Source organism: Methyloligella halotolerans (genome assembly GCF_001708935.1).
Taxonomy (GTDB): domain Bacteria; phylum Pseudomonadota; class Alphaproteobacteria; order Rhizobiales; family Methyloligellaceae; genus Methyloligella; species Methyloligella halotolerans.
In genome coordinates this window covers 214,867-241,139 of the sequence record NZ_MASI01000004.1, presented here as the reverse complement: position 1 = coordinate 241,139, position 26,273 = coordinate 214,867, and the positions used below count along the sequence as shown (strand labels likewise).

At 64.5% G+C, this 26,273-nt stretch carries 23 protein-coding genes and 4 pseudogenes; 23 read left to right on the top strand and 4 right to left on the bottom strand.

The genetic code is table 11. The features are described 5' to 3' along the window. Positions 1 to 234 precede the first annotated feature (234 nt). The 7 genes and pseudogenes from A7A08_RS09575 (at position 235) to A7A08_RS09550 (ending at position 8,530) form a co-directional block, all read left to right on the top strand. Positions 235 to 1,134, top strand: a complete 900-nt coding sequence (locus A7A08_RS09575; RefSeq protein ID WP_245290867.1) for a uracil-DNA glycosylase — start codon at positions 235 to 237, stop codon at positions 1,132 to 1,134. 57 nt (positions 1,135 to 1,191) lie between these two features. Then, on the top strand, positions 1,192 to 1,734 hold the full coding sequence (gene moaB / locus A7A08_RS09570; protein ID WP_069095250.1) for a molybdenum cofactor biosynthesis protein B: 543 nt from the start codon (positions 1,192 to 1,194) through the stop codon (positions 1,732 to 1,734). 272 nt (positions 1,735 to 2,006) lie between these two features. Continuing rightward, positions 2,007 to 2,360 carry a hypothetical protein gene (locus A7A08_RS16840; RefSeq protein ID WP_069095249.1) on the top strand — a complete coding sequence of 118 codons (354 nt, stop codon included), beginning with the start codon at positions 2,007 to 2,009 and terminating at the stop codon, positions 2,358 to 2,360. Next, positions 2,348 to 2,434: pseudogene (locus A7A08_RS17615) on the top strand (autotransporter-associated beta strand repeat-containing protein); the annotation flags it as partial. The gene A7A08_RS16840 and the pseudogene A7A08_RS17615, both read left to right, overlap by 13 nt. Then, positions 2,435 to 7,384 (top strand): autotransporter-associated beta strand repeat-containing protein, encoded by a 4,950-nt coding sequence (locus tag A7A08_RS09560; RefSeq protein WP_069095248.1) that lies wholly within the window; start codon positions 2,435 to 2,437, stop codon positions 7,382 to 7,384. A 215-nt stretch (positions 7,385 to 7,599) separates the two neighbouring features. Beyond that, on the top strand, positions 7,600 to 8,166 hold the full coding sequence (locus A7A08_RS09555) for a TetR/AcrR family transcriptional regulator (protein ID WP_069095247.1): 567 nt from the start codon (positions 7,600 to 7,602) through the stop codon (positions 8,164 to 8,166). An 82-nt stretch (positions 8,167 to 8,248) separates the two neighbouring features. Beyond that, positions 8,249 to 8,530, top strand: coding sequence for a DUF4242 domain-containing protein (locus A7A08_RS09550; protein ID WP_245290866.1), 282 nt, complete (start codon positions 8,249 to 8,251; stop codon positions 8,528 to 8,530). 9 nt (positions 8,531 to 8,539) lie between these two features. Here the strand turns inward: A7A08_RS09550 and A7A08_RS09545 are convergent, their stop codons facing one another. Beyond that, positions 8,540 to 9,160, bottom strand: a complete 621-nt coding sequence (locus tag A7A08_RS09545; RefSeq protein WP_245290865.1) for a TIGR04282 family arsenosugar biosynthesis glycosyltransferase — start codon at positions 9,158 to 9,160, stop codon at positions 8,540 to 8,542. Beyond that, the gene (locus tag A7A08_RS09540) at positions 9,157 to 9,864 is read right to left on the bottom strand and encodes a TIGR04283 family arsenosugar biosynthesis glycosyltransferase (RefSeq protein WP_069095246.1); all 708 of its coding nucleotides are present in this window, start codon (positions 9,862 to 9,864) and stop codon (positions 9,157 to 9,159) included. Before A7A08_RS09540 ends, A7A08_RS09545 begins: the two co-directional genes overlap by 4 nt. Before the next feature lie 114 nt (positions 9,865 to 9,978). On the opposite strand from A7A08_RS09540, the gene A7A08_RS09535 reads away from it, so the two are divergent. The 4 genes from A7A08_RS09535 to A7A08_RS09520 all read left to right on the top strand — a co-directional run bounded on the left by A7A08_RS09535 (position 9,979) and on the right by A7A08_RS09520 (position 13,266). Further along, on the top strand, positions 9,979 to 11,103 hold the full coding sequence (locus A7A08_RS09535) for a PA0069 family radical SAM protein (RefSeq protein ID WP_069095330.1): 1,125 nt from the start codon (positions 9,979 to 9,981) through the stop codon (positions 11,101 to 11,103). A 70-nt stretch (positions 11,104 to 11,173) separates the two neighbouring features. After that, positions 11,174 to 11,881, top strand: coding sequence for a ribonuclease HII (locus A7A08_RS09530; protein ID WP_245290864.1), 708 nt, complete (start codon positions 11,174 to 11,176; stop codon positions 11,879 to 11,881). Between the two features lie 99 nt (positions 11,882 to 11,980). Continuing rightward, on the top strand, positions 11,981 to 13,084 hold the full coding sequence (locus tag A7A08_RS09525) for a site-specific DNA-methyltransferase (RefSeq protein WP_069095245.1): 1,104 nt from the start codon (positions 11,981 to 11,983) through the stop codon (positions 13,082 to 13,084). Beyond that, positions 13,081 to 13,266, top strand: coding sequence for a hypothetical protein (locus A7A08_RS09520; protein ID WP_069095244.1), 186 nt, complete (start codon positions 13,081 to 13,083; stop codon positions 13,264 to 13,266). Before A7A08_RS09525 ends, A7A08_RS09520 begins: the two co-directional genes overlap by 4 nt. 15 nt (positions 13,267 to 13,281) lie before the next feature. Here the strand turns inward: A7A08_RS09520 and mutY are convergent, their stop codons facing one another. Beyond that, positions 13,282 to 14,382, bottom strand: a complete 1,101-nt coding sequence (gene mutY / locus A7A08_RS09515) for an A/G-specific adenine glycosylase (protein WP_245290863.1) — start codon at positions 14,380 to 14,382, stop codon at positions 13,282 to 13,284. A 116-nt stretch (positions 14,383 to 14,498) separates the two neighbouring features. On the opposite strand from mutY, the gene A7A08_RS15605 reads away from it, so the two are divergent. The 9 genes and pseudogenes from A7A08_RS15605 (at position 14,499) to A7A08_RS09470 (ending at position 22,787) form a co-directional block, all read left to right on the top strand. Next, positions 14,499 to 15,101 (top strand): DUF721 domain-containing protein, encoded by a 603-nt coding sequence (locus A7A08_RS15605; protein ID WP_245290862.1) that lies wholly within the window; start codon positions 14,499 to 14,501, stop codon positions 15,099 to 15,101. A 115-nt stretch (positions 15,102 to 15,216) separates the two neighbouring features. Then, positions 15,217 to 15,915 (top strand): DsbA family protein, encoded by a 699-nt coding sequence (locus tag A7A08_RS09505; RefSeq protein ID WP_169822980.1) that lies wholly within the window; start codon positions 15,217 to 15,219, stop codon positions 15,913 to 15,915. Between the two features lie 7 nt (positions 15,916 to 15,922). Then, a complete protein-coding gene (locus A7A08_RS09500; RefSeq protein WP_083226632.1) occupies positions 15,923 to 16,600 on the top strand; it encodes a DsbA family protein in 678 nt (225 codons plus the stop codon). Between the two features lie 60 nt (positions 16,601 to 16,660). Continuing rightward, positions 16,661 to 20,115 (top strand): annotated as a pseudogene (gene smc / locus A7A08_RS09495) (chromosome segregation protein SMC). A gap of 189 nt (positions 20,116 to 20,304) precedes the next feature. Then, entirely contained in the window at positions 20,305 to 20,694 is a 390-nt protein-coding gene (locus A7A08_RS09490; protein ID WP_069095242.1) for an AtpZ/AtpI family protein, read from the top strand. An 84-nt stretch (positions 20,695 to 20,778) separates the two neighbouring features. Beyond that, positions 20,779 to 21,492, top strand: coding sequence for a F0F1 ATP synthase subunit A (locus A7A08_RS09485; protein WP_069095325.1), 714 nt, complete (start codon positions 20,779 to 20,781; stop codon positions 21,490 to 21,492). 50 nt (positions 21,493 to 21,542) lie between these two features. Further along, positions 21,543 to 21,770: a F0F1 ATP synthase subunit C gene (locus tag A7A08_RS09480; protein WP_069095241.1), complete on the top strand. Its 228-nt coding sequence runs from the start codon at positions 21,543 to 21,545 to the stop codon at positions 21,768 to 21,770. A gap of 30 nt (positions 21,771 to 21,800) precedes the next feature. After that, positions 21,801 to 22,286, top strand: a complete 486-nt coding sequence (locus tag A7A08_RS09475; protein WP_069095240.1) for a F0F1 ATP synthase subunit B family protein — start codon at positions 21,801 to 21,803, stop codon at positions 22,284 to 22,286. A 12-nt stretch (positions 22,287 to 22,298) separates the two neighbouring features. Further along, entirely contained in the window at positions 22,299 to 22,787 is a 489-nt protein-coding gene (locus tag A7A08_RS09470; RefSeq protein ID WP_069095239.1) for a F0F1 ATP synthase subunit B family protein, read from the top strand. A gap of 139 nt (positions 22,788 to 22,926) precedes the next feature. On the opposite strand, the gene A7A08_RS16295 is transcribed toward A7A08_RS09470, so the two are convergent. Continuing rightward, positions 22,927 to 23,646, bottom strand: coding sequence for a hypothetical protein (locus A7A08_RS16295; RefSeq protein ID WP_208430607.1), 720 nt, complete (start codon positions 23,644 to 23,646; stop codon positions 22,927 to 22,929). A gap of 101 nt (positions 23,647 to 23,747) precedes the next feature. On the opposite strand from A7A08_RS16295, the pseudogene ispH reads away from it, so the two are divergent. From ispH to rnhA, 3 genes and pseudogenes are all read left to right on the top strand, one after another. Then, positions 23,748 to 24,837, top strand: a pseudogene (gene ispH / locus A7A08_RS09460) (4-hydroxy-3-methylbut-2-enyl diphosphate reductase). A gap of 2 nt (positions 24,838 to 24,839) precedes the next feature. Continuing rightward, positions 24,840 to 25,806, top strand: a pseudogene (locus tag A7A08_RS09455) (homoserine kinase). Next, complete coding sequence (gene rnhA / locus A7A08_RS09450; protein ID WP_069095237.1) at positions 25,806 to 26,264, top strand: ribonuclease HI; 459 nt, start codon at positions 25,806 to 25,808, stop codon at positions 26,262 to 26,264. The pseudogene A7A08_RS09455 and the gene rnhA overlap by 1 nt, the downstream one beginning before the upstream one ends. Positions 26,265 to 26,273: the final 9 nt, after the last annotated feature.

Genomic DNA, 26,273 nt, shown 5'->3' with positions numbered 1-26,273 from the left:
TTCGGCTTCGCGTTCAACTTCTTCGCTCAAAATTCAGGCTCCCAGCCAACTCATCTCTAAACGGACAAACCGGCCCAGCGCTTCTTGGCGTTGCGCAGCGGGCCGGTCGTGAAAAGGAACGGAGAGGTGTAGGGGAAGTTCCTCTCAGGGCTCCCAAATATAGTGGTTAGCCTCGTATTTCGCGGGGATTTGGTCAAGTGTCGCGCTGCCTCGGCCTGTGCTAGAGCGTAAACTATGGACCGGATGACGAAGGACCGCACGATAGAGGGCGAGGTCGCAGCGCTGCTCGACTGGTACGCCGCGATGGGCGCCGACGAGGCGATCGGCGAAGCGCCGCTCGATGCGTTTTCGGTGAGCGCAAAGCCTCGGGCGGCCCCTGCGCCACAGCAAGCACCGGTTGCCGAACGGGCTGGTGGCCGTGAGCGCCCGCCCCTTCCCGACCGGTATTCGGATTTCGCGACAACCCGCGAACCCCGGCCCGCGCCAAAGACCGTCACACCCCGGCCGGTTCAGCCGCGGCGGCAGGAGACAGCCGACATGCCTTCGGCCGGCGAGATCGCGAAGACAGCGAGCCTCGCCGAGCTCCGGGCCCTCGTCGAGCAGTTCGACGGCTGTCCCCTCAAGCGCACCGCGAAGAGCCTGTGTTTCTCCCGGGGCAGCGAGACCGCCGATCTGATGTTGATCGGGGAAGCGCCCGGCCGCGACGAAGATCTGCAGGGCAAGCCTTTCGTGGGACGCGCCGGACAGCTGCTCGACAAGATGCTGGCCGCCATCGGACGCGCCGAAGACTCGGTCTACATCACAAATACCGTCTACTGGCGCCCGCCGGGAAACCGCACGCCGACGCCCCAGGAGATCGCCGCGTGCCTGCCCTTCCTGGAGCAGCAGATTGCGCTGTTGAAGCCGAAGACGATCATGCTGCTGGGGGGCGCCGCCGCCTCGACCATGCTGCAGACCACGCAGGGAATTATGCGCTTGCGCGGCAAGTGGAAGAGCTACGACAAGACAGACACGCCGATTCCCGTGATGGCGACCCTGCACCCTGCGTTTCTGCTCCGGAATTCCGCCGCGAAACGGAAGGCCTGGCAGGACCTGCTGATGGTGAAGCAGCGGCTGGACAGCGATCAAAGTTGAGAGTCATTACCCGCCTTGTGCCGGGCATGACTCAATTGAATGGAGAGAACCAGGAATATGCCCCGTTTCGACGAGACCCGCCCCTTCATCCCGATCCGCATCGCCGTGCTGACTATCTCGGACACGCGCACCAAGAAGACCGACAAATCCGGTCCCCTGCTCGCCGAGATGATCACCGAGGCGGGCCATGTGGTAGCGGCGCGTGAGACGGCAACGGACGACGTCGAGTCCATCCGCTCCCAGGTGCAGGCCTGGATCGACGATCCTGAGATCGATGTGGTGATCACCACGGGCGGAACGGGCTTCACGGGGCGCGACGTGACGCCCGAGGCGGTGCGCCCGCTCTACGACAAGGAGATCGAGGGATTCTCGGTGATCTTCCACATGGTGAGCTTCGAGACGGTCGGCACCTCGACCCTGCAATCGCGCGCCTGCGGCGGCCTCGCCAACGGGACCTACATCTTTTCCGTACCTGGTTCGCCCGGAGCCTGCGAGGACGCCTGGACGAAGGTGCTGAAGTTCCAGTTCGACAACCGGCACCGGCCCTGCAGCTTCATCGAGATCATGCCGCGGTTGAAAGAAGGGAAACCGGAAGCTTGATTTGCACCCTTCGGTAGCGCACCCCTCATGAGGGGTGCGCCCTTCCTGGGGCCTCACCGATCCGAATATTCTTTTTATTTCCTGCATTTAAGGCCCCTTCAGAATGGGCTCCTTAACGTTTCGTTAACCATATCTGCCGCACGTTCCACGTGTGCGCGAATGAAGTCTGTGCAACCTGTCCCAATCGGCCGAACGGCTGGCGTAGCGCGCCCAACAGAGGTGTCAGGATGCCAGCCACGGGAATTGTTTATCGATCGATAGCGTCGACGGCGTTGGGCGGGCTTGCCCTCCTCCTCTGCGGGACACCCGCGAACGCGCAGTCGGTCTGGTCCGGCACGATCAGCGCAAGCTACAACAACAGCCTGAACTGGGTGCCGACCCTGGTCCCGAACTCCTCCGGTGAGGCGGCGCTTTTCAACAACAGCTTGGTGGGATCCGGAACGGTCGATCTCGGCGGCGCGACCGTCTCTCCGGACAGCTGGACGATCATCGGTCTCAACACCTTCACGTTCCAGAACGGCACGGTGAGCTTCTCCAATTCCGGCGGGCTCACGGTCGGCGGCACGGCCGACCAGAATATTGGGGTGAACCTCGACGCGCGGGCGCCAGCCTTCTGCTCAGCCTGACGAATCTCGGAACGGTCACGCTGACCGGAACCAATACCTATACGGGCACGACCACGATCAACGGCGGCGAACTGGTGGTCACCGGCGGCAACGCCCTCCCCGGCACCGCCATCGTCGTCAACGCGACGCTGACGGTGAACCAGACGGAAACGATCGGCACGCTTTCCGGCAGCGGCACGATCAATGTCGCTTCCGGCCAGACCCTGACGGCGGATATGAGCTCGTCCGGGACCTTCAGTGGCACCATCCAGGGCGACGGCAATTTCACCAAGACAGGGACCGGCACCCTGAACCTCACCGGCAGCTCGCTGCTCACCGGGCTGACCACCATCGCCGGCGGCATCCTGGAGGGCGACACCACCACGCTGGTGGACGACATCGTCAACGACGCAGAGCTTGTCTTCGACCAGACAGCGGACGGCACCTATTCCAGTGTGATCTCGGGGACCGGCACCGTGACCAAGACCGGCGCGGGCACGCTGATCCTCACCGGCGAGAACACCTATACGGGCGGCACGACGATCTCAGCGGGGACGCTGCAGATCGACAGCGACAGCATCGTCGGCGATGTGGTGAACAATGCCGCGCTCACCTTCGATCAGGCGACCAACGGCACATTTGCCGGCGATATCTCAGGCACCGGGTCGCTAACGAAGATAAACACCGGCACGCTGATCCTGACGGGCAGCAACAGCTACACGGGCGGCACGACCATCTCCGCGGGCACGCTTCAGGGCGATACCGGCAGCCTCGTTGGAGACATCGTCGACAATGCCGCTTTGGTTTTCGATCAGGCGGCGAACGGCACGTTCTCCGGCGATATTTCGGGCAGCGGTTCCCTGACCAAATCTGGCGTCGGAACGCTCATCCTCTCTGGCACCAACACATATACGGGAGGGACGACGATCTCGGCGGGCACGCTGCAGGGCGACACCGATAGCCTCACCGGCGACATCACGGACAATGCCGTGCTGGTCTTCGACCAGGTGGCGAACGGGACTTTCGCTGGCGATATCTCCGGCACTGGTTCCCTCACCAAATCCGGCGCAGGGACGCTCATCCTATCCGGCTCGAACAGCTACACCGGCGGCACGACGATCTCGGCGGGGACGCTGCAAGGCGATACGACCAGCCTGGTCGGCGACATCATCGACAACGCCGCGCTCGTTTTTGATCAAGGGAGCAATGGCACGTTCGCCGGTGACGTTTCAGGGGCCGGCAGTCTGACAAAAACAAACTCAGGAACCCTGATCCTCACCGGAACCAATAGCTACACCGGCGGGACCACGATTTCAGCCGGCACGCTTCAGGGCGATACGACGAGCCTCACCGGCGACATCGTCGACAACGCCGCTTTGGTTTTTGATCAGGCGGCGAACGGCACGTTCTCCGGCGATATTTCAGGGACTGGTTCGGTTACAAAAACCGGCGCCGGCACCCTCATCCTATCCGGCACGAACAGCTATTCGGGCGGCACGACAATTTCCGCCGGAACCCTGCAAGGCGATACGACGAGCCTCGTGGGCGATATCGTCGACAACGCTGCCCTCGTGTTCGACCAAGGCTCAAACGGGACCTTCTCCGGTGACATTTCCGGATCTGGTTCTCTAACCAAGACGAACTCCGGGACGCTCATCCTCTCAGGCACCAACAGCTATACCGGTGGAACGACCATCTCGGCCGGGACGCTGCAAGGCGACACGACCAGCCTCATCGGCGACATCGTCGACAACGCGGCTCTGGTCTTCGACCAAACCGCGAACGGCACATTCTCGAGCGATATCTCGGGAACCGGATCGTTGACCAAGACGGGCGCCGGGACGCTCATTCTCAGCGGCGCGAACAGCTACACCGGCGGCACGACCATCTCGGCCGGGACGCTGCAAGGCGATACCGCGAGCCTCGTCGGCGACATCGTCGACAACGCTGCATTGGTCTTCGATCAAGGCGCCAACGGGACGTTCTCAGGCGACATTTCCGGAACTGGTTCTCTGACCAAGACGAACTCCGGCACCCTCATCCTATCCGGCACGAACAGCTACTCGGGCGGCACGACAATTTCCGCCGGAACCCTGCAAGGCGATACGACGAGCATCGTGGGCGATATCGTCGACAACGCGGCCCTGGTCTTCGATCAAGGCAGCAACGGGACGTTCTCAGGCGATATTTCCGGAACGGGTTCTCTAACCAAGACGAACTCCGGGACTCTCATCCTCTCCGGCACCAACAGCTATTCCGGCGGCACGACGATCTCGGCCGGGACACTGCAAGGCGACACGACAAGCCTCACCGGCGACATCGTCGATAACGCGGCTCTGATCTTCGACCAAGCTGCGAACGGCACCTTCTCAGACGACATCGCAGGGACCGGTTCACTTGCGAAAACCGGTGCAGGCACCCTGATCCTCTCCGGCACAAATACCTACAGCGGCGGAACGGAAATCGATCAAGGCAGGCTGAGCATCTCTGCGGACGCCAATCTCGGTGATGGGGCTGGCGGACTGACTTTCGGAGGTTCGGGTGGCACGCTGGAAATCACGTCGACCCTCACGAGCAGCCGCGACGTGGCGCTCGATGCCGACGGTGCAATCCAAGTCACATCCGGCAATGACGCCACTCTGGCCGGCGACGTCTCAGGCACGGCGGGCCTCACGAAGACTGGCGCTGGGCGGCTGATCCTCACGGGTACGAACAGCTATACCGGAGGCACGCTGATCTCGGCCGGCACCTTGCAGGGTGATACGACAAGCCTGACCGGAGACATCACGGACGATGCGGCGCTTGTCTTCGACCAGGCGGTGAACGGCACGTTCTCTGGCGATATCTCTGGAACGGGGTCTCTGACGAAGACGAATGCCGGAACGCTGACGCTCTCGGGGAGCAACAGCTACTCGGGCGGAACGACCATCTCGGCGGGTACGCTGCAAGGCGACACCGGCAGCCTCACGGGCGACATCGTCGACAATGCCGCGCTCGTCTTCGACCAGACCGCCAACGGCACGTTCTCAGGCGACATCTCCGGCACCGGCTCCCTCACCAAAAGCGGCGCCGGGACACTCAGTCTTTCCGGCAGCAGCAGCTACACCGGCGGAACCACGATCTCGGCCGGTACTCTACGGGGCGATACCGATAGCCTCACCGGCGACATCGTCGACAATGCCGCGCTTGTCTTCGACCAAGCGTTCGACGGCACCTATTCCGGCGACATCTCCGGCACGGGCTCCCTCCTCAAGACGGGAAGTGGCCTGGTCCGGCTTTCTGGCACCAACAGCTTCTCCGGCGGCGCAACGCTGGATGCGGGCACCTTGGAGATCATGGGGACGGGCTCGGTCGCCAGCGATATCACGGTCAATGCCGGAGAGCTGATCGTGCGGGGGACGGCGGGCGGAAACGTCACTCTGAATGGCGGTTCGCTGGCCGGCACGGGCACGGTGGGTGCGCTCACCGTCCGTAGCGGTGCCAGTGTGGCGCCGGGCGTCGGCAGCATCGGCACGATCGGCATCTCGGGCAATGTCACCTTCGATGCCGGATCGATCTATGCGCTGGACATCAATGCGGCCGGCGTCTCCGACCTGATCAACACCGCCGGTTCGGCCGTTCTCAATGGCGGTCTCGTCGATGTGTTGGCCCAGGTCGGCACCTACCTGCCCAACACGCGCTATCTGATCCTGCGGGCGCTCGGCGGACGCGTCGGCACGTTCAGCTCCGCGCGCACCAACTTCGCCTTTCTGACGCCGACCCTCGAATACGATGCCGACAGCGTCTATCTGGTACTGAACAGGACGACACATGGCGGGGGCGGCGGTGGAGGCGGCGGCGGCTTCGTCAGCTTCTGCTCGGTGGCGACTTCATCGAACCAATGCGCGGTCGCCCATGCACTAGACCGCTTCCCCACCAGCAACCCGCTCTTCCTGGATATCCTCAACCAAACGGCTCCCGGCGCGCGGCAGGCCTTCGACGCGCTTTCGGGGGAGCTGCATGCGAGCGTGAACGGGGCGCTGATCAATCAGAGCCGCCATCTCCGCGATGTGGTGATCGGCCGGCTCGTGCAGGCGAGCTACGGCGGTAGCGGACTGGGTGCCGGCGGACCGCAATCGGTGCAGATGGCGAGCGCCGACATCCATCGAGGCATGATGGCGCTGGGCTATGGGTCGAAAGATCTGGGCTCCGACATGAAGCCGCTGCCCTCAAAGCATGCGCCGACCTTCTGGACCCAGGGTTTCGGGTCGTGGGGGAATTTCGACGGCAACGGCAATGCCGCCTCCCTCGATGCAACGTATGGCGGCTTCCTCTCAGGCGTCGATGCGGAGGTGCTACCCGGCTGGCGAGCGGGTCTCGCCGCGGGCTACAGCACGTCCGGCCTCGACGAGGATGCGCGGCTGTCCTCCGGCAAAGTCGATGCGTACCATCTGGCGCTCTACGGCTCGGGCCGCGTGAACCGATTCAATCTCCGCGGCGGCGGCGTGTGGTCCTGGCAGGACCTCGAGACCAGCCGCTACGTGGTCTTCCCGGGCTTCTACGAATTCGAGAAGGCGTCATACGGCGGCGATCAGGGCCAGGTCTTCGGCGAGCTCGCCTATCCGCTCATGGTCCAGCGCGACATCGGCGCCGAAGCCTTCTCGGGACTTGCCTATGTGCATCAGAGGACGGACGGTTTCACCGAAAGCGGCGCGGTCGCGGGTCTCTCCTCATCGGGTAAGACGGAAGAGGTCGGCTATTCGAGCCTGGGCCTCCGTGCGGCTACCTCCATGCAAGTGCGCGGAGTCAACGTCAGCCCGCGGGCGTCGGTGGCCTGGCTGCACGCGTTCGAGCCCATCGACACGGTGCAGGCGCTGGCTTTCGCCTCCACGGATATCGGATTCGACGTCACGGGGACGCCGATCGCCCGGGACTCTGCCCTGATCGAGGCGGGGCTCGACTTCGCCGTCTCGCCGGCCGCGACCCTCTCCATCGCCTATGACGGGCAAATCGCCTCCGGCGCCGAAGAGCATGGGATCAAGGGGCGCGCGAGCTGGAAATTCTAGAACTGCGCTTCGGAAAAGCCCGCAGTCAGCGCCATTCCGCGGGACGTCCCACGCGAACTCCGCCTTATTTTCGGAGCACCTGTTCTCGCCGTCATGAGGCCACGTCGCAACAGACTCCCTTGCCGAACCTTGAAGGTTGAGCCTAGCCTACCATCTGGTAGGTAGATTACTGCAACACACGGAGACTGCCCCCCAACCGTGGCAGGAGATCCTGAATGGCGACCGACACGCGAGAGCTACTGCTGAAGGAGACGGAGACGCTGCTGCGCACGCGCGGCTATGCTGCCTTCAGCTATGCCGATCTCGCCGAGAAGGTCGGCATCCGAAAAGCGTCCATCCATCATCATTTTCCCACCAAGGAAGCTCTGGGCGCTGCGCTCATCGACAGCTATCTGGACGATTTCCGCGCGGCGCTGGACGCCATCCTTGCGAACGAGAAATCGGCCATCGATCGCCTGAACCGATACGCCGCATTCTTCGTCTCCAGCATGAAGGACGGGATGATGCCGCTATGCGGCGCTCTGTCGGCGGAGGCGTACGTTTTGCCCGAATCTCTTCAGGTGCGGGTGAGAGGATTCTTCGAACTGCACCTGGAATGGCTCCAGGGGGTCATCCGCGAGGGCAAGAAGGCGGGCGAGCTGAGATCCGATCTCAAACCGAAGCACACTGCGACGCTCATCCTGAGCACCTTGGAAGGCGCCAGCCTGGTGGCCTGGGCGATGAAGGATCCCGGCGCGATCAAGCCGGCCATCGCCTCCGTCGTCCGGACGATCGAGGCATAATCTTTTTGCCCCAGTTGCCTACCAACCAGAAGGTCGGGAAACGGCCCGGAAATTCGAACGTAACCAGTAAGGAGGAACTCCAATGGCTTTGAAGAAGTACATCATCGAGCGCGATATTCCCGGCGTCGGCAAGATGAACGAAGGCGAGCTTTCGGGTGCCGCGAACACGTCCAACGACGCGCTGTGCAAGATCGGCGCTTCGGACATCCAATGGGTGGAGAGTTACGTGGCCGACGACAAGACGTTCTGCGTCTATCTGGCCAAGGACGAGGATGCGATCCGCAAGCATGCGGAGCTTTCCGGCTTTCCGGCCAACAAGATCACCGAAGTGAAGACGATGATCGATCCGGCCACGGCCCAGTAGCGGCGGACCTCAGGCGCGGGGCGGCACCAGCCGCTCCGCTCCCCGCCTGAAGCGCCTGTAGTCGGCTCTGGTATCGACATCGGCGAGCAGAGGGGCGAAAGCGACCTCCCTCCTCCGAAAATTCTCCAACGTGTCGGTCAGCGCATAGCGGGTGGACCAGCGTACATTCTCGAACGGCCGGATGCGTTTCGGCTGCCTGATCCCCACAAGCCAGAATCCGCCATCTTCCGCCGGCCCGAACACGGCGTCGTATCGCCGGAGCTTCATGAAGGCCCGAGCAATGTCGTGGCGTTCGATACAGGGAATGTCGCTGCCGATGAGGAGCGTGGGGGCGCGTTCTCCGCATAACAGGCGATGCATGCGTTCTCCCAGCCCGCCCTGCCCCTGGCGCAGGATCGAAGCGCGATGTCCGATGCCGATGCGCCGCCAATAAGGTTCGCGGCAGGCCCCATCCGGGGTCACGGCGATCTTCAGACGCCAGCGCGGATCGCCGCCCAGGCGCCGCAAGATCCTTTCCAGACAGCTCCGATAGAAGCGGGCCGCCGCGGCATCACCGATCTCGGCGGCGAGACGTCGCTTGGCCCGGCCGAGACCGGGTGTCTTCGCCATGACGATGAGGACCGGCTTCACGCGCCGCCCGGTGCCTGACCGTAAAGCCGGGCCAGGACCCGGGGCGGTACCCGGAAGGTGTAGAGCAGCATGCAGAACAGGTTGCGGAGACCTCTCAGGAGGTAGCCTTCGCTGCGATAGCGTTCGGCGCTGGTCACAGCCTCCGCGCGGAGCATCACCAGCTGGTTCCGCTTTAATTTCCTGACGAAGGCCACGTCTTCCATCAGGGGCACGGGGTCGAAGCCTCCCAGCTCGTTATAAAGGCGGCGGGGGATCAGAAGCCCCTGATCCCCATAGGGCAGCCGGAACACCATGAAGCGCAGCGCCACGAGACGCTCCAAAAACCATGGCATGACGCCGTCGTCGTCCAAGGCGAAGCGGAAGGTGGCGGCGGCGGGCGCCCGTTCCCCGCGATCCACGCGGGCCATGAAATGGGCGGCATGGTCCAGCCAGGTCTGATCGAGCTCCGTATCGGCGTGGATGAAAAGCAGCCAGTCCCCCTTGGCCCGGGCGGCGCCCGCCCGCAGCTGGGTTCCCCTGCCCCGTTCGGCCCGGACGATCTCCATGCCCGCGGCCTCGGCAATGTCGAGGGTGCCGTCGGTCGAACCGCCATCGGCCAGGATGGCCTCGCGCACCAACCCGTCGACAGCACCCGGGATCAGGGCGTTCAGAGTCGGGACCAATGTCGTTCCCGCATTAAAACTGGGGATAACTATGGAAATCATGGCGGGACTATAGCGTTTAGTCTGCGAGCGGCAATCGGGTTCCGCGTCGCTGGCTCTTGTGATCGATGTATCAATGTTCTTGCTTTGTTCTATGGCAAGACCTATATAGGAGCCATGAGCGTGGACCTTAGAAAGCCAGAAAAGCACGAGAGCTTCCCCCTGGAAGCGGGCGGCGTTCCTGCGGAGCGGCGGCGCGGCCGCGGTGCGCTGACCAACCGGTCGGGGCGGTTCGAGCCGATCGCCTACCAGCCGGTGGACGACGGCTGGGGTTCCGTGGGGGATCTCGATGCGCTCTCCACCCAGGTGCAGGAGATCCGGGCGAAGGCAATCATTACCCGGAACGAATCCCCGGATATCGGCTTCGACAGGTCCATCAATCCCTATCGCGGCTGCGAGCATGGTTGCGTCTATTGCTTCGCGCGGCCGACCCACGCCTTCATGGGGCTGTCGCCGGGGCTTGATTTCGAGACGCGCCTTTTCGCCAAGGTCAACGCTGCCGAGCAGCTGAAACGCGAGCTGGCGCATCCGAAATACAAGCCGGCCACCATCGCCATCGGCACGAACACCGATCCCTACCAGCCCATCGACAGGCAATACGGTCTGATGCGGGATATCCTTCAGGTGCTGGACGAGGCCAACCATCCGGTTGCGATCGTCACCAAGTCGTCCCTGGTCCTGCGGGATATCGACATCCTTTCGTCCATGGCGAAGCGCGGTCTGGCCAAGGTGGCGCTGTCGGTCACCACGCTTGACCGGAAGCTGTCGCGGGCCATGGAGCCGCGGGCCGCGGCGCCGGAAAAGCGGCTGGAGACCGTAGCCGCGCTGACCGAGGCCGGGATCCCGACATCGGTCATGGTGGCACCCATCATGCCGGGCCTGACGGATATGGAGATGGAGCGGATTCTGGAACGGGCTTCGGTCGCCGGAGCGAAGGAGGCTGGCTATGTGCTGCTTCGTCTGCCGTTGGAGATCGCCGATCTGTTCACCGAATGGCTTGAGGCGAACTGCCCCGATCGGGCGGCCAAGGTACTGTCGCTGATGCGTCAATCGAGGGGCGGCAAGCTCTACGATGCCAAGTGGGGCGAGCGCATGGTGGGCGACGGCCCTTATGCCTGGATGATCGGCCGGCGCTTCGAGATGGCCGTGCAGAGGCTCGGCCTGAACAAGGACAAGACCCGTTTGCGGACCGATCTCTTCGAAGCGCCCGTGCTGCCGGGACAGCAGATGCGTCTGTTCTGACCGGGCGCGCCCGGACGCGTTAGGGCCGACGCTTTTCCACATTCCGCATCCGCCCCTGCCCGGAGGGGGATTGCATGAGAGCCGATGGGGCGCAAAAGTCGCCTTCATGGATGCGCTCTTCGAATCGGCCTTTCTTCCCGACAAACCCAGCTACGTGCTGGAAGCCGATCTCATGGACCAGCATAAGGGGCCGGTCGCCGGCCTCGACGAGGCGGGCCGCGGCCCCTGGGCGGGGCCCGTGGTGGCCGCATCGGTCATCCTGAATCCGGACCGCATCCCGGAGGGGCTGAACGATTCGAAGAAGCTCACCGAAAAAGAGCGCGAGGACCGGTTCGAGGAGATCATGGCGAGCGCCATCGTCGGCATCGCCATCGGCCATGTGAAACGGATCGACCGGGACAATATCCTGCAGGCCAGCCTGTGGGCCATGCGCCGCGCCTTCCGCGAGATGGAGGCACCCGCGGTCGCGGCACTCATCGACGGCAACATCAAGCCGAAGCGTTTCCCCTGCCCTGCCCGGCCCGTGGTCGGCGGCGACGGCCTCTCGGTGTCCATCGCGGCAGCCTCGATCGTCGCCAAGGTCACCCGCGACCGCATGATGGTGAAGCTCGCCAAGCGCTACCGGAAATACGGCTGGGAGCGGAACAAGGGCTACGGCACCCGTGAGCACGCGGAAGCCATCCAGAAGCACGGCGTCTGCCTGCATCACCGACGCTCCTTCAGCCCCATCGGGAAGGCCCTCGGTCTCGTCGAGGAACTCGAGCTGCAGCTCGGTTAACAGCGTCTTTACCAACTTTCCTCAAGTTTGACCTTTCGCGCCGGCTGATTTGCCGGGGCGGCTCCGACTGTTTGGTTTCAGCGTCTTCGGAGGCGGTCAATGCTTAAGGAAGAGGCGGGGGCGACGCTCCCGGTCGATAGCATCATTCTCGGCGATTGCGTGGCAGAGCTGGCAGAGCTTCCAGATCGCTCCGTCGATCTGGTCTTCGCCGACCCGCCCTACAATCTGCAGCTCCAGAAGGATCTGCTCCGTCCGAACAATTCAAAGGTCGACGGCGTCGATGACGACTGGGACAAGTTCTCCAGCTTCGAGAACTACGACCAGTTCACCAATGACTGGCTGGCCCAGTGCCGGCGGGTTCTGAAGGATGACGGATCCCTTTGGGTGATCGGCAGCTATCACAACATCTTCCGCCTCGGCACCCAGCTGCAGGATATGGGCTTCTGGATCCTCAACGACGTGATCTGGCGCAAGACCAATCCCATGCCGAACTTCCGGGGGCGCCGCTTCACCAACGCCCACGAGACGCTCATCTGGGCCGCGAAGAGCCAGAAGAGCCGCTACCGCTTCAATTACGAAGCGATGAAGGCGCTGAACGACGATCTCCAGATGCGTTCCGATTGGCTGATGCCGATCTGCTCCGGTCCCGAACGGCTGAAGATGGAGACCGGCAAGAAGGCCCACCCAACCCAGAAGCCCGAGGCCCTGATGGGCCGGGTTATCCTCGCCTCCTCCAACGAAGGCGATGTCGTGCTCGACCCGTTCTCCGGCAGCGGCACCACGGCTGCGGCCGCCAAGAAGCTGGGGCGCCACTATATCGGCATCGAGCGCGATCCCGATTATGCGCGCATCGCCCGCAAGCGTCTGGCGGAGATCGAGCCTCTGGGCGACGACGCCATGAAGGTCATGCAGGGCAAGCGCCAGGAGCAGCGCATCCCGTTCGGCTCACTGGTCGAGCTCGGGCTGATCTCGCCCGGCACGGTTCTCTACGACCACCGGGCCCGCCACGAGGCCCGCGTACGCGCCGACGGCAGCATCGCCGTGAAGGGCGCGCAGGGCTCCATTCATAAGATGGGCGCCCAGGTCCAGGGGTCATCGGCCTGCAATGGCTGGACCTTCTGGCACGTCGAAAAGGAAGGGACGCTTACCCCGATCGATAGCCTGCGCGATGTCGCGCGGCGCCAGTTGGAGGCAACCTCATGAAGTTGTTCCGATCCCGCCGGACCAAGGACATCGAGAAGAAGTTCTGGATTCCGCCTGTGGCGGCTCTGCCGGAGCCGTCCGCCGCGCGCAAGGCGGCGGAGGCGCCCGTCAAGTCGTCGCGCCCCTACCGCCTGCCAGACAGCGTGACGGCCAAGCCGAAGCCGGTCGTTGCGGCGGAGTAAGAGATTCCCGCAGCTCTATTCGCCGAGCCCATGCCGGAGGACTTTCCGCATGAGGCTCGGCAAGGCGGCATCCGCAAGGTCGCGCCGCGCCACCCAACGGCAGCGGCCGGGATCCGCCGCCACCGACAGGGCGGCCCCCTCGGCCACCTCGGCGGCATAAATTTCAAGCTTCAAATGAAAATGGGTGAAGGTGTGCTCCACGAGCCCGACCTTCTTCCGCCAGTCCGCCTCCAGCGGCGCGAAATCCAGGGGCGCCGACGCCTGCTGCCCCTCCCACGGCGTCGAGGGCACCTCCAGCATGCCGCCCAGCAATCCCTTCGGCGGGCGCTCGCGCAGCAGTACCGCACCGTCTTGGCGAACGCTCACGAAGGCGGTGCCGAGGCGCGTCGGGCGCTCCGCCTTCGCAGCCTTGTAAGGCAACACCTCCGCCAGACCCTCCGCATAGCCGGCGCAATCGGCGCGGATCGGGCACAGCCCGCAGGCCGGACGTTTGGGCGTGCAGATCTGAGCGCCGAGATCCATCAGACATTGGGCGAAATCGCCGGGGCGATCCTTCGGCGTCAGGCTCGCGGCCAGCGCTTTGATTTCGGGCTTCGCTTCCGGCAACGGCGTCTTAAGCGCGAAGAGCCGCGTCATCACCCTCTCGATGTTGCCGTCGACCGGCGCGGCCGGTTCGTTGAATGCGATCGCGGCGATGGCGGCGGCGGTATAGTCGCCGATGCCAGGTAGTTGCTTCAGCCCCGCCTCGGTGGCCGGAAAGCGTCCGCCATGCTCCTCGGCGACGGCGACGGCACAGGCGTGCAGATTGCGGGCGCGGGCGTAATAGCCGAGGCCGGCCCATTCGGCGAGGACATCACCCAATGGCGCGGCCGCCAGATCCTCCACCCGCGGCCAACGGCGCAGGAACCGGCCATAGCGGGGCAGCACGGCCTTCACGGTCGTCTGTTGGAGCATGACCTCGCTGAGCCAGACCTTATAGGGATCGGGCGTCTCGTCAGCACCGGGCGGAATGCGCCAGGGCAGCGACCGCCCCTCCCGGCCGTACCAGGCAAGCAGCTTTTCGGCGATGGCGGGCCCGGCGGAGGCCGCCGCCTCCACATCCTGAATTGCGGCCAATGGGAAAACTCCTTCGGCGCTCGCGGCGCCTTCGTCATCTCGGGCTCGATGGTGTAGTGTCACCGCCAGTGAAGGCAAGGCGCCGCGTCGGACGATCCCCAGATGCGGCGAAACCGATGCGAGCCATTCTGGATCCGAACATGGCCGGCGAAACAGCAGAACGATCGTCAGCCGCTTCATCGGGCGGTCGCTATGCGGCCGATCCGAAGCGGCGCGCCCAAGGGCTGAAGCCATTGGGAGGCCTCGCCGCACGCGCTCTCGAACCGGCGGCGCGCGCCCGCGGCTTCACCACCATGGCGCTGCTGGAGCAATGGGCCAGCATCGTGGGCGCGGGCACGGCGAAATATACCGCCCCCGACCGGCTGATCTGGCCGCGCCAGCCTCGCGAAACCGCCGAGGACGAAGAGCAGCCGGCCCGCAAGCGCCCGGAAGGCGCAACGCTGGTGCTGCGGGTAGACGGGCCGCGCTCGATCGAAGTGCAGTACAAGGCGCGGCAGATCATGGAGCGGGTGAACAGCTTCTTCGGCTACCGCGCCGTGGTGGAGATGCGGATCAAGCAGGCCCCGGTGGGCAAGCTTACGCGCCCGCAGCGGCACGACCCGCTGCCGCCGGATCCGACCGTGTTGCCGGAGGATGCCGAGATCGAATACGAGCTCTTGCGCGATGCGCTGGTGCGGCTCGGCACGGCGGCCAAACGCTCACAAAATCGTAAGGTTTGAGGGCTGGCTTTCGCCGCGCTCTTGCCTTAACCAAAAGGCCTAATAACAGCTCGAACTGCGGAGTAAGGACGTGGCGGAAACACCCAATTCCCACAGCACCCGAAGCAAAGGCCTAGTGATCGCGGCTGCGGTTGCGGTCGTGGCGGTCGTGATCGCAGCCGGCGTCTACTTCGTCGGCATGGGCGATCAGACCCAGACCCAGGCCGCGAGCCGGGCAGACGCGGACGTCCCGATGTCGGAGCTGATGGAAGCCGGGCCGCTGGAGGATGTGGTGATCGGCGATCCGGATGCGCCCGTGACCATTATCGAATACGCCTCGATGACCTGTCCCCATTGCGCGCATTTCCACACCGAGACCTTCCCGAAGGTGAAAGAGAAATACATCGACACGGGCAAGGCGAAGTTCATCTTCCGCGAGTTCCCGCTCGATATCCTGGCCGCCCGGGCATCCATGCTGGCGCGCTGCGCCGGACCTGAGAAGCGCATGGCGCTGACCTCGGCCCTGTTCGAGAGCCAGCAGAGCTGGGCGCTCCCGGACGAGTCCGAAGCCATGGACAAGCTGCTCGGCATTGCGCGCCAGGCAGGCTTCTCCAAGGAGAGCTTCGACGAGTGCATGGCCGACGAGGAGCTCTACCAGAACATCGTCAAGATGCGCGCGCGGGCCTCCTCCGAGTTCGGCGTGAACTCCACGCCCAGCTTCTTCATCGACGGCAAGAAGCTCGGACGCGACCACGAGCTTGAGGATTTCGACGCCATCCTGGAAGAAGACCATGCCGGGGCCGGCGACAAGACGGAGCCCGCGCCTGCGGACTAACCATGCAATGGCTGCCGGCGTCCCGGATCATCTGAGGCGGATCGCCTGCCTGCTCGTCCTGAATGTCACCTTGGGCTTGACGCTCGCCGGATGCGGCGGCGCAGGCCCGGAGGGCGCCCAGGTGAGCGAGGCCGCTGACGACGTGACGAAGCCCGGCCCTCTCGGCGACCGGTCTTTGGGTCGGGCGAACGCGCCGGTGACTGTGGTCGAGTACGCCTCCCTCACCTGTCCCCATTGCCGGGCGTTCCACGAGAACGTCTTTCCCAAGCTGAAACGCAACTACATCGATACGGGGAAGGTCCGCTACGTGGTGCGGGAGTTTCCCATCGGCCGCTCGGCGGGCAACGCCGCGATTATCAATCGCTGCGCACCTGCGGATAAGTATTTCCAGCTCTACGGGCTGTTTCTCGACAATCAGCGGGAATGGGTCAGCCAGGAGGTGCGGCTCGACGCCATCTATGGGGTGGCGAAGCGCATTGGTATGACGCGCGCTCAGTTTGACAACTGCCTTGCGAATCAATCCATCATTGACGCGTTAGACGAGCAGAAGCAGCGGGGACGGCGCCTGGGGGTAAAAGGCACGCCGACCTTCTTCGTCAACGGCCAGAAGGCCCAGGGTACTGTCACCTATGAAGAGATCAAACGGATGATCGAATCGCGGGGACAAACGGGCGGCGCGGCTTGACGCTGCGCGGCAGGGATGGCCTAAGCGCTGGTTTGCATAGCAGCTGAAGGGTCGAGCAGCTTGAAGATCAACCGCCTCCGCCTTCTGGGATTCAAATCCTTCGTCGAGCCCACCGAACTCGTGATCGAGCGCGGGCTGACGGGCGTGGTGGGTCCGAATGGGTGCGGCAAGTCCAACCTGCTGGAGGCCCTCCGCTGGGCCATGGGCGAGACCTCCTACAAGAGCATGCGCGGCTCGGCCATGGAGGATGTGATCTTCGCCGGCTCCCAGAGCCGCCCGCAGCGCAATTCCGCCGAAGTCACCCTTTTCATCGACAATTCGAACCGCACGGCGCCCGCCGAGTTCAACGATGCGGACGATCTGGAAGTGACGCGCCGTATCGAGCGCGACGCCGGGTCGGCCTACCGGGTCAACGGCCGGGACGTGCGGGCCCGCGACGTGCGGCTGCTGTTCGAAGACGCCTCGACCGGCGCCCGCTCGCCAGCCTGGTGGGTCAGGGACGGGTCGGCGAGATCGTTAGCGCGCAACCCCAGGAGCGGCGGCGCGTCCTGGAGGACGCCGCCGGCATCGCCGGGCTGCATAGCCGCCGCCACGAGGCCGAACTCCGGCTTAAGGCCACGGAAGCCAATCTGGAACGGCTCGGCGACCTGATCGGCCAGCTCACGACCCAGCTCAATGCGCTGAAGCGCCAAGCCCGCCAGGCGAAACGGTACCGGGAGGTTTCCGACCAGCTCCGGGAGCGCGAGGCGCTGCATCATCACCTGATGTGGGCCAATGCGTGCACGGCCGTCGAGAAGGAAGAAGAAGATCTCCAGAAGGCGCTGACGACCGTTGGCGAAGAGACCCGCATCGAAACCGATGCCCTGCGCGATCAGCATCTGGCGGCGGAGAAGCTGCAGCCTCTGCGGGACGAGGAAGCCAACAAGGCCGCGGCCCTGCACCGGCTTTCGGTGGAGCGGGAGGCGCTCGACCGGGAGGAGCAGCGGGCGCAATCCCGTCAGGCCGAGCTTGAGACCCGCCTGGCTCAGATGACGAGCGACCTTGCCCGCGAGCAGGAGCAGATCTCCGAAGCAGAGGAGATGCTGCGCGGCTTGGCCGAAGAAGAGCGCAAGCTGCAGGAGGCGAGCGCCGACGAGACCGAGGCGCCGAAGCTCGAAGCCGCCGCAGCGGAAGCCGCGGGCGCTCTGTCCAAGGCCGAAGCCGCGCTGAGCGAGGCCACGGAGCAATTCGCCCAGGCGCGCGCCGAGCAGCGCCGTCTCGAAAGCGAGAAGGCCGAGCTGGAGGGGCGTATCTCCCGGCTCGAGGCTCAGGCCAGCGAGATCGGCCAAACCCTTGCCGCCGAAGAGGCGAAGGCGGGGGAGAACAACGACCTCCAGACCCTGGAGGCGACCGCCAAGGATTTGCGGGAGGCCGTGGAGCGGCTCGAGGAGGAACTCTCCAAAGCCGAGGAGACGGAAGAGGTGGCGCGCTCCAAGGAGAGCGACCGCCGGTCCGACGCCGCGGCGGCGCGGCTCCGCCGCCAGGAGCTGGAAACCGAACTCGCCACCCTTACCAAGCTCCTGAAGCCCGCTCAGGACGAAGAATTCGAGCCTCTGATCTCCAACGTCTCTGTGGCGGAGGGCTATGAGCAGGCGTTGGGCACGGCGCTCGGCGACGATCTCGATGCCGCGAGCGACGAGACTGCCCCGGCCTTCTGGCGCAAGCTTTCGGCGCAGGATTCCGACCCCGCCCTGCCGTCCGGCGCCGAGCCGCTCGGCCGATTCGTCACCGGCGCCGACCTCCTTTCGCGCCGTCTGGCCCAGATCGGCGTCGTGGACTCGGAGACGGGAGACAGGCTGCAGGCCGAGCTGAAGCCGGGTCAGCGCCTCGTCACCAAGGACGGCGATCTGTGGCGCTGGGATGGCTACCGCATCCGGGCGGGTGCGGCGACCGCCGCGGCGGCACGGCTACAGGAGCGCAACCGGCTGGAAAGCCTGCGCGGGGAAGCGGAGAAGGCGGATGCCACGCTCACCGACGCGCAACAGGCGCTGGAGAGCAGCACCGCGTCGCTCCGGGAGGCCGGCGAGCACACGAAAAGTCTTCGCCAGAAGGTGAAGGAGACCCAGAACGAGCTCGCTTCGACCCGCGATAGGATCGCCCAGACCGAGCGGGCCATGCAGGAGCGGAGCCGTGAGCTCGGCCGGCTGGCGGAAGCGCGGACCCGCACCGAGGAGTCCCTCGCGGAAGCCAGAGGACGGCTTTCCGAGCTGAGCGAGACGTCGGATATTTCCGACAAGCTGGCGAGCCTCGAGCAGGCCCAGCAGGACGCGCAGCAAGAGGCTTCCACGGCACGCTCCGCCCATTCGGACGCCAAGGCCGAGCTTGAAAGCTACGCGCGCAGCATTCGCATCCGCCAGGAGCGGATCGAGGCGATCGCCGCGGAGAACGATCTCTGGCAGAAGCGGATCGCCAAGGCGCGGACCCAGATCGAGACGTTGCAGTCGCGCGAGCAAGAGATCCGGGCCGATCTGGAAGGCATCTCCAATCTCCCGCAGGAGATCGAAGCGCGCCGGCGCACCTTGCTGGATTCCATCGCCGAGGCCGAGAAGGAGCGCTCCGCCGCGGCCGACGCCCTCGCGGAAGCCGACACGGCGCGGCGCGAGCACGACAAGGCTTTGCGCGAGGTCCAGGAGCGGCTTTCCGCCGCCCGCGAATCGAAGGCGCGCAGCGAAGCCCGGCTGGAAGCCGCCCGCGGGAAGCGGAGCGATATCGCCCATCAGATCCGCGAAGCCTTCGATTGCGCCCCGGAGGGCTGCTTGAAGATCGCGGGGCTGGAGCCGAAGGCGACCATGCCGGACATCTCTCAGGTCGAGGCGGAGCTGCACAAGCTGCGCGGCGACCGGGAACGTCTCGGCGCGGTCAATCTGCGGGCCGAGGAAGAAGAGACCGAGATCGCCGCTCAGCTCGAGGAGATCGAGACCGAGAAGGCCGACGTGGAAGAGGCGATCGCGAGCCTCCGTCAGGGCATCTCGAACCTCAACCGGGAGGGCCGGAAGCGGCTTCTGGAGGCCTTCGACACGGTGGACGGCCACTTCAAGCGGCTCTTCGGCGTGTTGTTCGGGGGCGGCTCTGCGGAACTTCAGCTGGTGGAATCCGACGACCCGCTTCAGGCGGGGCTTGAGATCCTGGCCTGTCCGCCGGGCAAGAAGCCCCAGGTTCTGACGCTCCTGTCGGGCGGCGAGAAGGCGTTGACGGCTCTCGCCCTGGTGTTCGCGGTGTTCCTGACCAACCCGTCCCCCATCTGCGTGCTGGACGAGGTGGATGCGCCGCTGGACGACGCCAACGTAGAGCGGTTTTGCCGCATGATGGAGGAGATGGTGGAGACCACCGACACCCGCTTCCTCATCATCACCCACCACCCGCTGACCATGGCTCGGATGAACCGCCTCTTCGGCGTTACCATGGCCGAGCGCGGGGTCAGCCAGCTCGTCTCCGTCAATCTGGAGACGGCCGAACAGCTTCGGGATGCGGTCTAGCCGGCTTACGCCTTTCGGCCAGCGAGACGCTTCCGGAGAATCCCCAGTTTTTCGGGCTCTTAAGGCTTTTCACCAGCGACAAAAGAGTCGGCTGGCCAAATCTTGACAGGGCCGAAAGGTTCACTAAGGTGCGCGCGGGCTGAGGACCCGCCGGTCTGCCGGCCGTTCCCCTTGAAGAAAGCAAGTGCCATGGCCGGACCTAAGGGCCCGGGACGCGACAAAGCCGACCAGGATACCGACGCGATCCGCCGGCGCTTGGACGATCTTGAGGGGAAGCTCGGAGAAATCCGCGCGCGTCACGACCCGAAAGCGGAGGAGGATCGCTCCGAACGCGGACGGGCCATGGGGAACGCGATGCGGCTCGCCACCGAACTGGTGGCAGGCGTGATCGTCGGCGGGTTCATCGGCTGGGGTCTGGACCAATGGTTCGGAACGGGCCCAATCATGATGGTGGTGTTCCTCGTTCTGGGGTCCGCCGCTGGAATTTTAAATGTGATCCGAAGCGCGAAAGCGATGCAGGTGAAGGGCCCATTGCCCGGAAAAGACCTGCCGCCGGACAGCTTCGAAGAGGACGAGTAGAGACGGGTGTTCGAAGCATACGCAGCAGAAGCGGCCGGGGCGGCCCACGGGGCCCATGGCGAAGGTGGCGGTCTTCCGGACCCCATGCACCAGTTCGAGATCAAGCGTCTCGTCGATTTGGACGTTTTCGGCCTCGACGCTTCGTTCACGAATTCGGGCCTGTTCATGGTGATCGCCGTCGTGCTGATCACCGCGTTCATGCTGTGGGCCATGCGGCGCCAGCAGATGGTGCCCTCCCGCAGCCAGTCGGTCGCCGAGCTCTCCTACGAGTTCGTCGCGAACATGCTGCGTGACAACACCGGCCAGGCCGGGATGCCCTATTTCCCGTTCATCTTCACCCTGTTCATGTTCGTCCTGGCGCTGAACATGCTCGGCATGGTGCCCTACTCCTTCACGGTGACGAGCCACATCATCGTCACCTTCGCGCTCGCTGCGTTCATCATCCTCGGAATCACCGTTCTCGGCTTCATCAAGCACGGCGTCGGTTTCCTTCGGCTTTTCGTGCCCAAGGGCGTGCCCATGGTTCTGGTGCCGCTGATCGTCGTGATCGAGGTGATCTCCTATCTGACCCGCCCGCTGAGCCTCTCCGTTCGTCTGTTCGCCAACATGATGGCCGGCCACACCATGCTGAAGGTGTTCGGCGCCTTCGTCGTGGCGCTCGGATTTCTGGGTGGATGGGCGCCGCTCGCCTTCATGGTGGGCTTCACCGCCTTGGAAGTTTTGGTCGCGTTCCTGCAGGCTTACGTGTTCGCGATCCTCACCTGTATCTATCTCAATGACGCGCTTCATCTGCATTGAGACGGAGCATCATCACTCATCGTTAGTCACAGTCCCAATGGGAGGAATGAATGGAACCCGAAGCAGCTAAGTTTATCGGCGCAGGCCTCGCCTCGATCGCCCTCGTCGGTGCCGGTCTCGGTATCGGTACGATTTTCGGCAACTACCTTTCCGGCGCTCTGCGCAATCCGTCTGCAGCCGCGGGCCAGTTCCCGAACCTGCTTCTCGGCTTTGCTCTCGCCGAGGCGACCGGCCTGTTCGGCCTGGTCGTGGCGCTGATCATCCTCTTCGTCTTTTAATCAGCCAATAGCTGGTAAGCGAACAGGACCATGCCGCAGCTAGTTCCAGGTGATTGGGTACCGCAGCTCATTTGGCTCGCGATCACCTTCGCTATCCTCTACGTGCTGATGGCGAAGGTGGCGCTGCCGAAGGTCGGTGGCGTGCTGGATGCCCGGCGGAACAAGATCCAGTCGGATCTTCAAACCGCCGAAGAGCTTCGCAGAGCGACGGCGGAGGCTATCGCTTCCTACGAGCAGGCTCTGGCGGAGGCCAAGCAGAAGGCCCATGCCATCGCCCAGGAGGCGCGGGACAAGCTCAATGAAGAGCTCTCGGCGGAACGCGAGAAGCTCGAGAAGGAGCTTGACCAGAAGGCCAAGGACGCCGAAGCCCGGATCTCCGAGGCGAAGACGTCCGCGCTGAAGGAAGTCGACGGTATCGCCACGGAAGTTGCTGGGGATCTCGTCGAGAAGCTGATCGGCGTGGCCCCTGCGAAGGGCGAGACCGAAAAGGCCGTCACAGCGGCCCGGCAGGACTAAGGAGCGATTCCCATGGAACTCTTCACACCGGAATTCTGGGTCGCCGTCTCCTTCTTCCTGTTCATGGGGCTGGTCGTCTACTTCAAGACCTTCCACAAGCTCGGCCAGGCGCTGGACAAGCGTGCGGCCGAGATTGCGGCGGAGCTGGAAGAGGCGAAGCTTCTGCGCGAGGAAGCCGAGGAGGTTCTGGCGGACTACAAGCGGAAGCAGAAGGAAGCTCAGCAGGAGGCCGACGACATCGTCGATCTGGCCAAGCGCGAGGCGAAATCCTATGCGGACGAGACCAGCCGCAGCATGCAGGAGCAGTTCGAGCGCCGCACGCGCCTGGCGGAAGAGAAGATCGCCCGGGCCGAAGAGCAAGCTATCGCCGATGTGCGCAACTCCGCGGTGGATGCCGCGGTCGGCGCCGCCCGGCATCTGATCTCCGAGAAGCTCACGCCCGCGACGGCCGACAAGCTGCTCAACGAAAGCATCGATTCGCTGAAGTCGAAGCTGAATTAACGAGCGGCTTCGCTGCTGGAGTTTGAAGGGGCGCCAATCCGAAAGGGCCGGCGCCCCTTCTTTTTGGCGAATCGCGAACGGCGGCGATGGATGCGCGCGCGCCGCAAAGGCGATGCGCCTATGGGTCTGACTGCCGGTGCTAGGTCTGCTTCAGGCCGACATAGATTTTATAGTCTTGCGGCCGCGTCCCCATGGTCACCGGAAAGGAGACCTCCTGCACCGTGGAGAAGTATCCCACGGGATTGCCGGACGGGACGCTTGCCGAAACCCGTATCGCATTGGATTGGATGATGCGCTGGCTGGCGTCGGCCACCCGGATACTAATGGGCAGACTGACCGTGCCGGCACTCCCCTTGGGGCCGAGGAGAACGCGGCCCGCGATACCGTACCGCACGGTCATGCGATTGCCGTAGACGCGGCATTCCCGGGACAGCTGGGTCAGCTCACCCCGGTGGCGGATCGCCATCGCCTCGCCGGTATGGCCCGGCTGATAGACGGTCACCAGACGGTCCTGAGGCCAGGAAACGACTTCCGGACAATTTGCGGCCTCGCCCGAAGGGAGGGTGGCCAATCCCGGGTTGCTCGAGGGAACGGCCGCCGCAGCCGAAGTCTGGCTTGGTGCCGCTGGCGCGACCGGGGCCAAGGGCGGCGCGGGCATACCGGATTGCGGCGCGGCCTGGGATCCCGTGACGTTCTGGGGAAGCGTGCTGGGCGGGAGCGGCGGGGCGTCGGCCGAATCGTTTCGGTTGAACGGGTTCGAAAGATTGCCGACCGCGCAGCCCGACAGGGCGACCGGGATCGCCACGATCAGGGCCGTGTAGGCAAGGCTACGCCACTTCAATCCACTCGAACGCGTCAACTTAACCCCGTGCTCGGCTTGACAGGCTGGGCCTGCACACCTGAAATTCCGCGGATCGAGAAAGAGGCCGGTCGAGCGGCAATCATCCGCAGGCTGTTAAGATGCGCAAAATTAACGGTCCGCAGCCTCGGCCACAAGGGTCCAGAGCCCCTAACCTGCGACACGGCAACACGAATCATCGAAAGCCCATGGTGCTGAAACCGGAGCTGAACCCCACACGCCTTGAGCGCGACAGCGAGCCCGTGCCCCTTACGATCTATCTGGCGGCGCCGCGCGGCTTCTGTGCCGGCGTGGACCGGGCCATCCAGATCGTCGAGCTCGCCTTGGCGAAATACGGCGCGCGGTCTATGTGCGTCATGAGATCGTGCATAATCGCTACGTGGTCGAGAATCTCCGGGCCAAGGGAGCCATCTTCGTCGAAGAATTGGACGAAATCCCGGATACGGACGCACCAATCGTGTTCTCCGCCCATGGCGTGCCGAAATCGGTGCCTGAGGAGCTTCGCGCCGCAATATGTTCCACCTCGACGCCACCTGCCCGCTGGTGACCAAAGTGCATATGGAGGCGCAGCGCCAGTTCCTGGCCGGGAACGAGGTGCTCCTGATCGGCCATGAAGGGCACCCGGAAGTGGTCGGCACCATGGGGCAGCTCCCAGAGGATGCGGTGACCCTCATCGAGACGCTGGAAGACGTGGAGCAATTCACGCCCCGCGACCCGGAGATGCTTGCCTGCACGACCCAGACGACCCTCTCCGTTGACGACACGCGGGAGATCCTCGAAGCACTGAAGGCGCGTTTCCCGAAGCTGAAGGTGCCGACCAAGGACGATATCTGCTACGCCACGACGAACCGGCAGGAGGCGGTGAAATCCATCGCCCCGAAATGCGACAGGATGATCGTGGTCGGCTCGCCCAACAGCTCGAACTCCCAGCGGCTCGTCGAGGTCGCGCTTCGCGCGGGCTGTCCGCAGGCGGTGCTGCTCCAGGGCGCGCAGGAGATCGATTGGGACATGTTCGACGGGATCGGCAGTCTGGGTGTCACCGCCGGAGCGTCGGCGCCCGAGATCCTGGTGGACGAGATCATCGACGCCTTCCGGGCGCGCTTTAGCGCCGAGGTGGAGACCGTCACCACGGCTCAGGAAAGCATCTCCTTCAAACTGCCGCGCCCCTTGCGCGAACACGCGGCGACCTAGGGATGGCCGTCTACACGGATGTCTCCGACGCGGAGCTGCAGTCTTTCCTGGAAAGCTACGGAATGGGCCGGCTCATCTCCTTCAAGGGCATCGCCGAGGGGGTGGAAAACAGCAACTTCCTGCTCGAGACCGAGAAGGGCCGCTTCATCCTCACCCTCTACGAGAAGCGGGTGTCGGAGGCGGACCTGCCCTATTTCCTCGGCCTCATGGAGCATCTCGCCGACGAGGGGCTGCCCTGCCCCCTGCCCGTGCACGATCTGAAGGGTCGGGCCTGCGGGAACTGGCAGGCCGGCCCGCGGCGCTTATCACCTTCCTGGAAGGGGTCTCGGCGCGGCGGCCCAGCACTGCACAATGCGCGGCGCTGGGCACGGTGCTCGGTCAGCTCCACAAGGCGGGCGCCGGCTTCGAGATGGCGCGGGAGAACAGCCTGGGACCGGACGGCTGGAGACAGCTCTTCGAGGCGGTGCAGGCCGATGCAGACAGCATCAGTCCCGGTCTTAGCGAGGAGATCGGAAGCGAACTCACCGCCATTTCCGGCAAATGGCCCGAAGGGCTGCCGGCCGGCGTGATCCACGCCGATCTCTTTCCCGACAACGTGCTGTTCCTCGGCGAGACCGTATCGGGGCTCATCGACTTCTATTTCGCCTGCAACGACCGGCTGGCCTACGACGTCGCGATCTGCCTCAACGCGTGGTGCTTCGAGCCCGACGGGAGCTTCAACGTGACCAAGTCGCGGGCGCTGCTCGAGTCCTATCAGGCGGTGCGGCCGCTGAACGGGGCCGAGCGCGAGGCCCTGCCCACCTTGGCGCGGGGAGCGGCTTTGCGCTTCCTCCTGACGCGCACCTATGACTGGCTGAACCGGGATGCGAGCGCGCTGGTGCAGCCGAAGAAGCCGGACGAGTATCTGCGGAGCTGCGCTTTCACCGGCAGGTCCGCTCGGCCTCCGATTATGGATTGGACGGGGACTGATGGGGGAAGAAGGCAAGACGGCCGGGGTGGTCATCCATACGGATGGGGCGTGCTCGGGCAATCCGGGCCCCGGCGGATGGGGGGCGATCCTGGAATCGGGCGCTCACCGGAAAGAGATCAACGGCGGCGAGGCGTTGACGACGAACAACCGGATGGAGCTGATGGCGGCCATCCGGGCGCTGGAGGCCCTGAAGAAGCCGTCCGTGGTCGATCTGTACACGGATTCCAACTATCTGCGCGGCGGGATCACCGGCTGGATTCATGGCTGGAAAAAGAACGGATGGAAGACGTCGGCGAAGAAGCCTGTCAAGAATGTCGAGCTCTGGCAGGCGCTCGACGAAGCGGCCAAGCGCCACGAGGTCCGCTGGCACTGGGTCAAGGGCCACGCGGGCCACGATGACAACGAGCGCGCCGACGAGCTGGCGCGGGAGGGCATGGCGCCCTACCTCGCGCGTTGATCGTCTTTC

Excerpts from the sequence above, each read along its gene's own strand:
- A7A08_RS09575 (WP_245290867.1), top strand. The coding sequence starts at position 235 with ATGGACCGGATGACGAAGGACCGCACGATAGAGGGCGAGGTCGCAGCG.
- moaB (WP_069095250.1), top strand. The coding sequence starts at position 1,192 with ATGCCCCGTTTCGACGAGACCCGCCCCTTCATCCCGATCCGCATCGCC.
- A7A08_RS09555 (WP_069095247.1), top strand. The coding sequence starts at position 7,600 with ATGGCGACCGACACGCGAGAGCTACTGCTGAAGGAGACGGAGACGCTG.
- A7A08_RS09550 (WP_245290866.1), top strand. The coding sequence starts at position 8,249 with ATGGCTTTGAAGAAGTACATCATCGAGCGCGATATTCCCGGCGTCGGC.
- A7A08_RS09540 (WP_069095246.1), bottom strand. The coding sequence starts at position 9,864 with ATGATTTCCATAGTTATCCCCAGTTTTAATGCGGGAACGACATTGGTC.
- A7A08_RS09535 (WP_069095330.1), top strand. The coding sequence starts at position 9,979 with ATGAGCGTGGACCTTAGAAAGCCAGAAAAGCACGAGAGCTTCCCCCTG.
- A7A08_RS09525 (WP_069095245.1), top strand. The coding sequence starts at position 11,981 with ATGCTTAAGGAAGAGGCGGGGGCGACGCTCCCGGTCGATAGCATCATT.
- A7A08_RS09520 (WP_069095244.1), top strand. The coding sequence starts at position 13,081 with ATGAAGTTGTTCCGATCCCGCCGGACCAAGGACATCGAGAAGAAGTTC.
- A7A08_RS15605 (WP_245290862.1), top strand. The coding sequence starts at position 14,499 with ATGCGAGCCATTCTGGATCCGAACATGGCCGGCGAAACAGCAGAACGA.
- A7A08_RS09500 (WP_083226632.1), top strand. The coding sequence starts at position 15,923 with ATGGCTGCCGGCGTCCCGGATCATCTGAGGCGGATCGCCTGCCTGCTC.
- A7A08_RS09490 (WP_069095242.1), top strand. The coding sequence starts at position 20,305 with ATGGCCGGACCTAAGGGCCCGGGACGCGACAAAGCCGACCAGGATACC.
- A7A08_RS09485 (WP_069095325.1), top strand. The coding sequence starts at position 20,779 with ATGCACCAGTTCGAGATCAAGCGTCTCGTCGATTTGGACGTTTTCGGC.
- A7A08_RS09480 (WP_069095241.1), top strand. The coding sequence starts at position 21,543 with ATGGAACCCGAAGCAGCTAAGTTTATCGGCGCAGGCCTCGCCTCGATC.
- A7A08_RS09475 (WP_069095240.1), top strand. The coding sequence starts at position 21,801 with ATGCCGCAGCTAGTTCCAGGTGATTGGGTACCGCAGCTCATTTGGCTC.
- A7A08_RS09470 (WP_069095239.1), top strand. The coding sequence starts at position 22,299 with ATGGAACTCTTCACACCGGAATTCTGGGTCGCCGTCTCCTTCTTCCTG.
- rnhA (WP_069095237.1), top strand. The coding sequence starts at position 25,806 with ATGGGGGAAGAAGGCAAGACGGCCGGGGTGGTCATCCATACGGATGGG.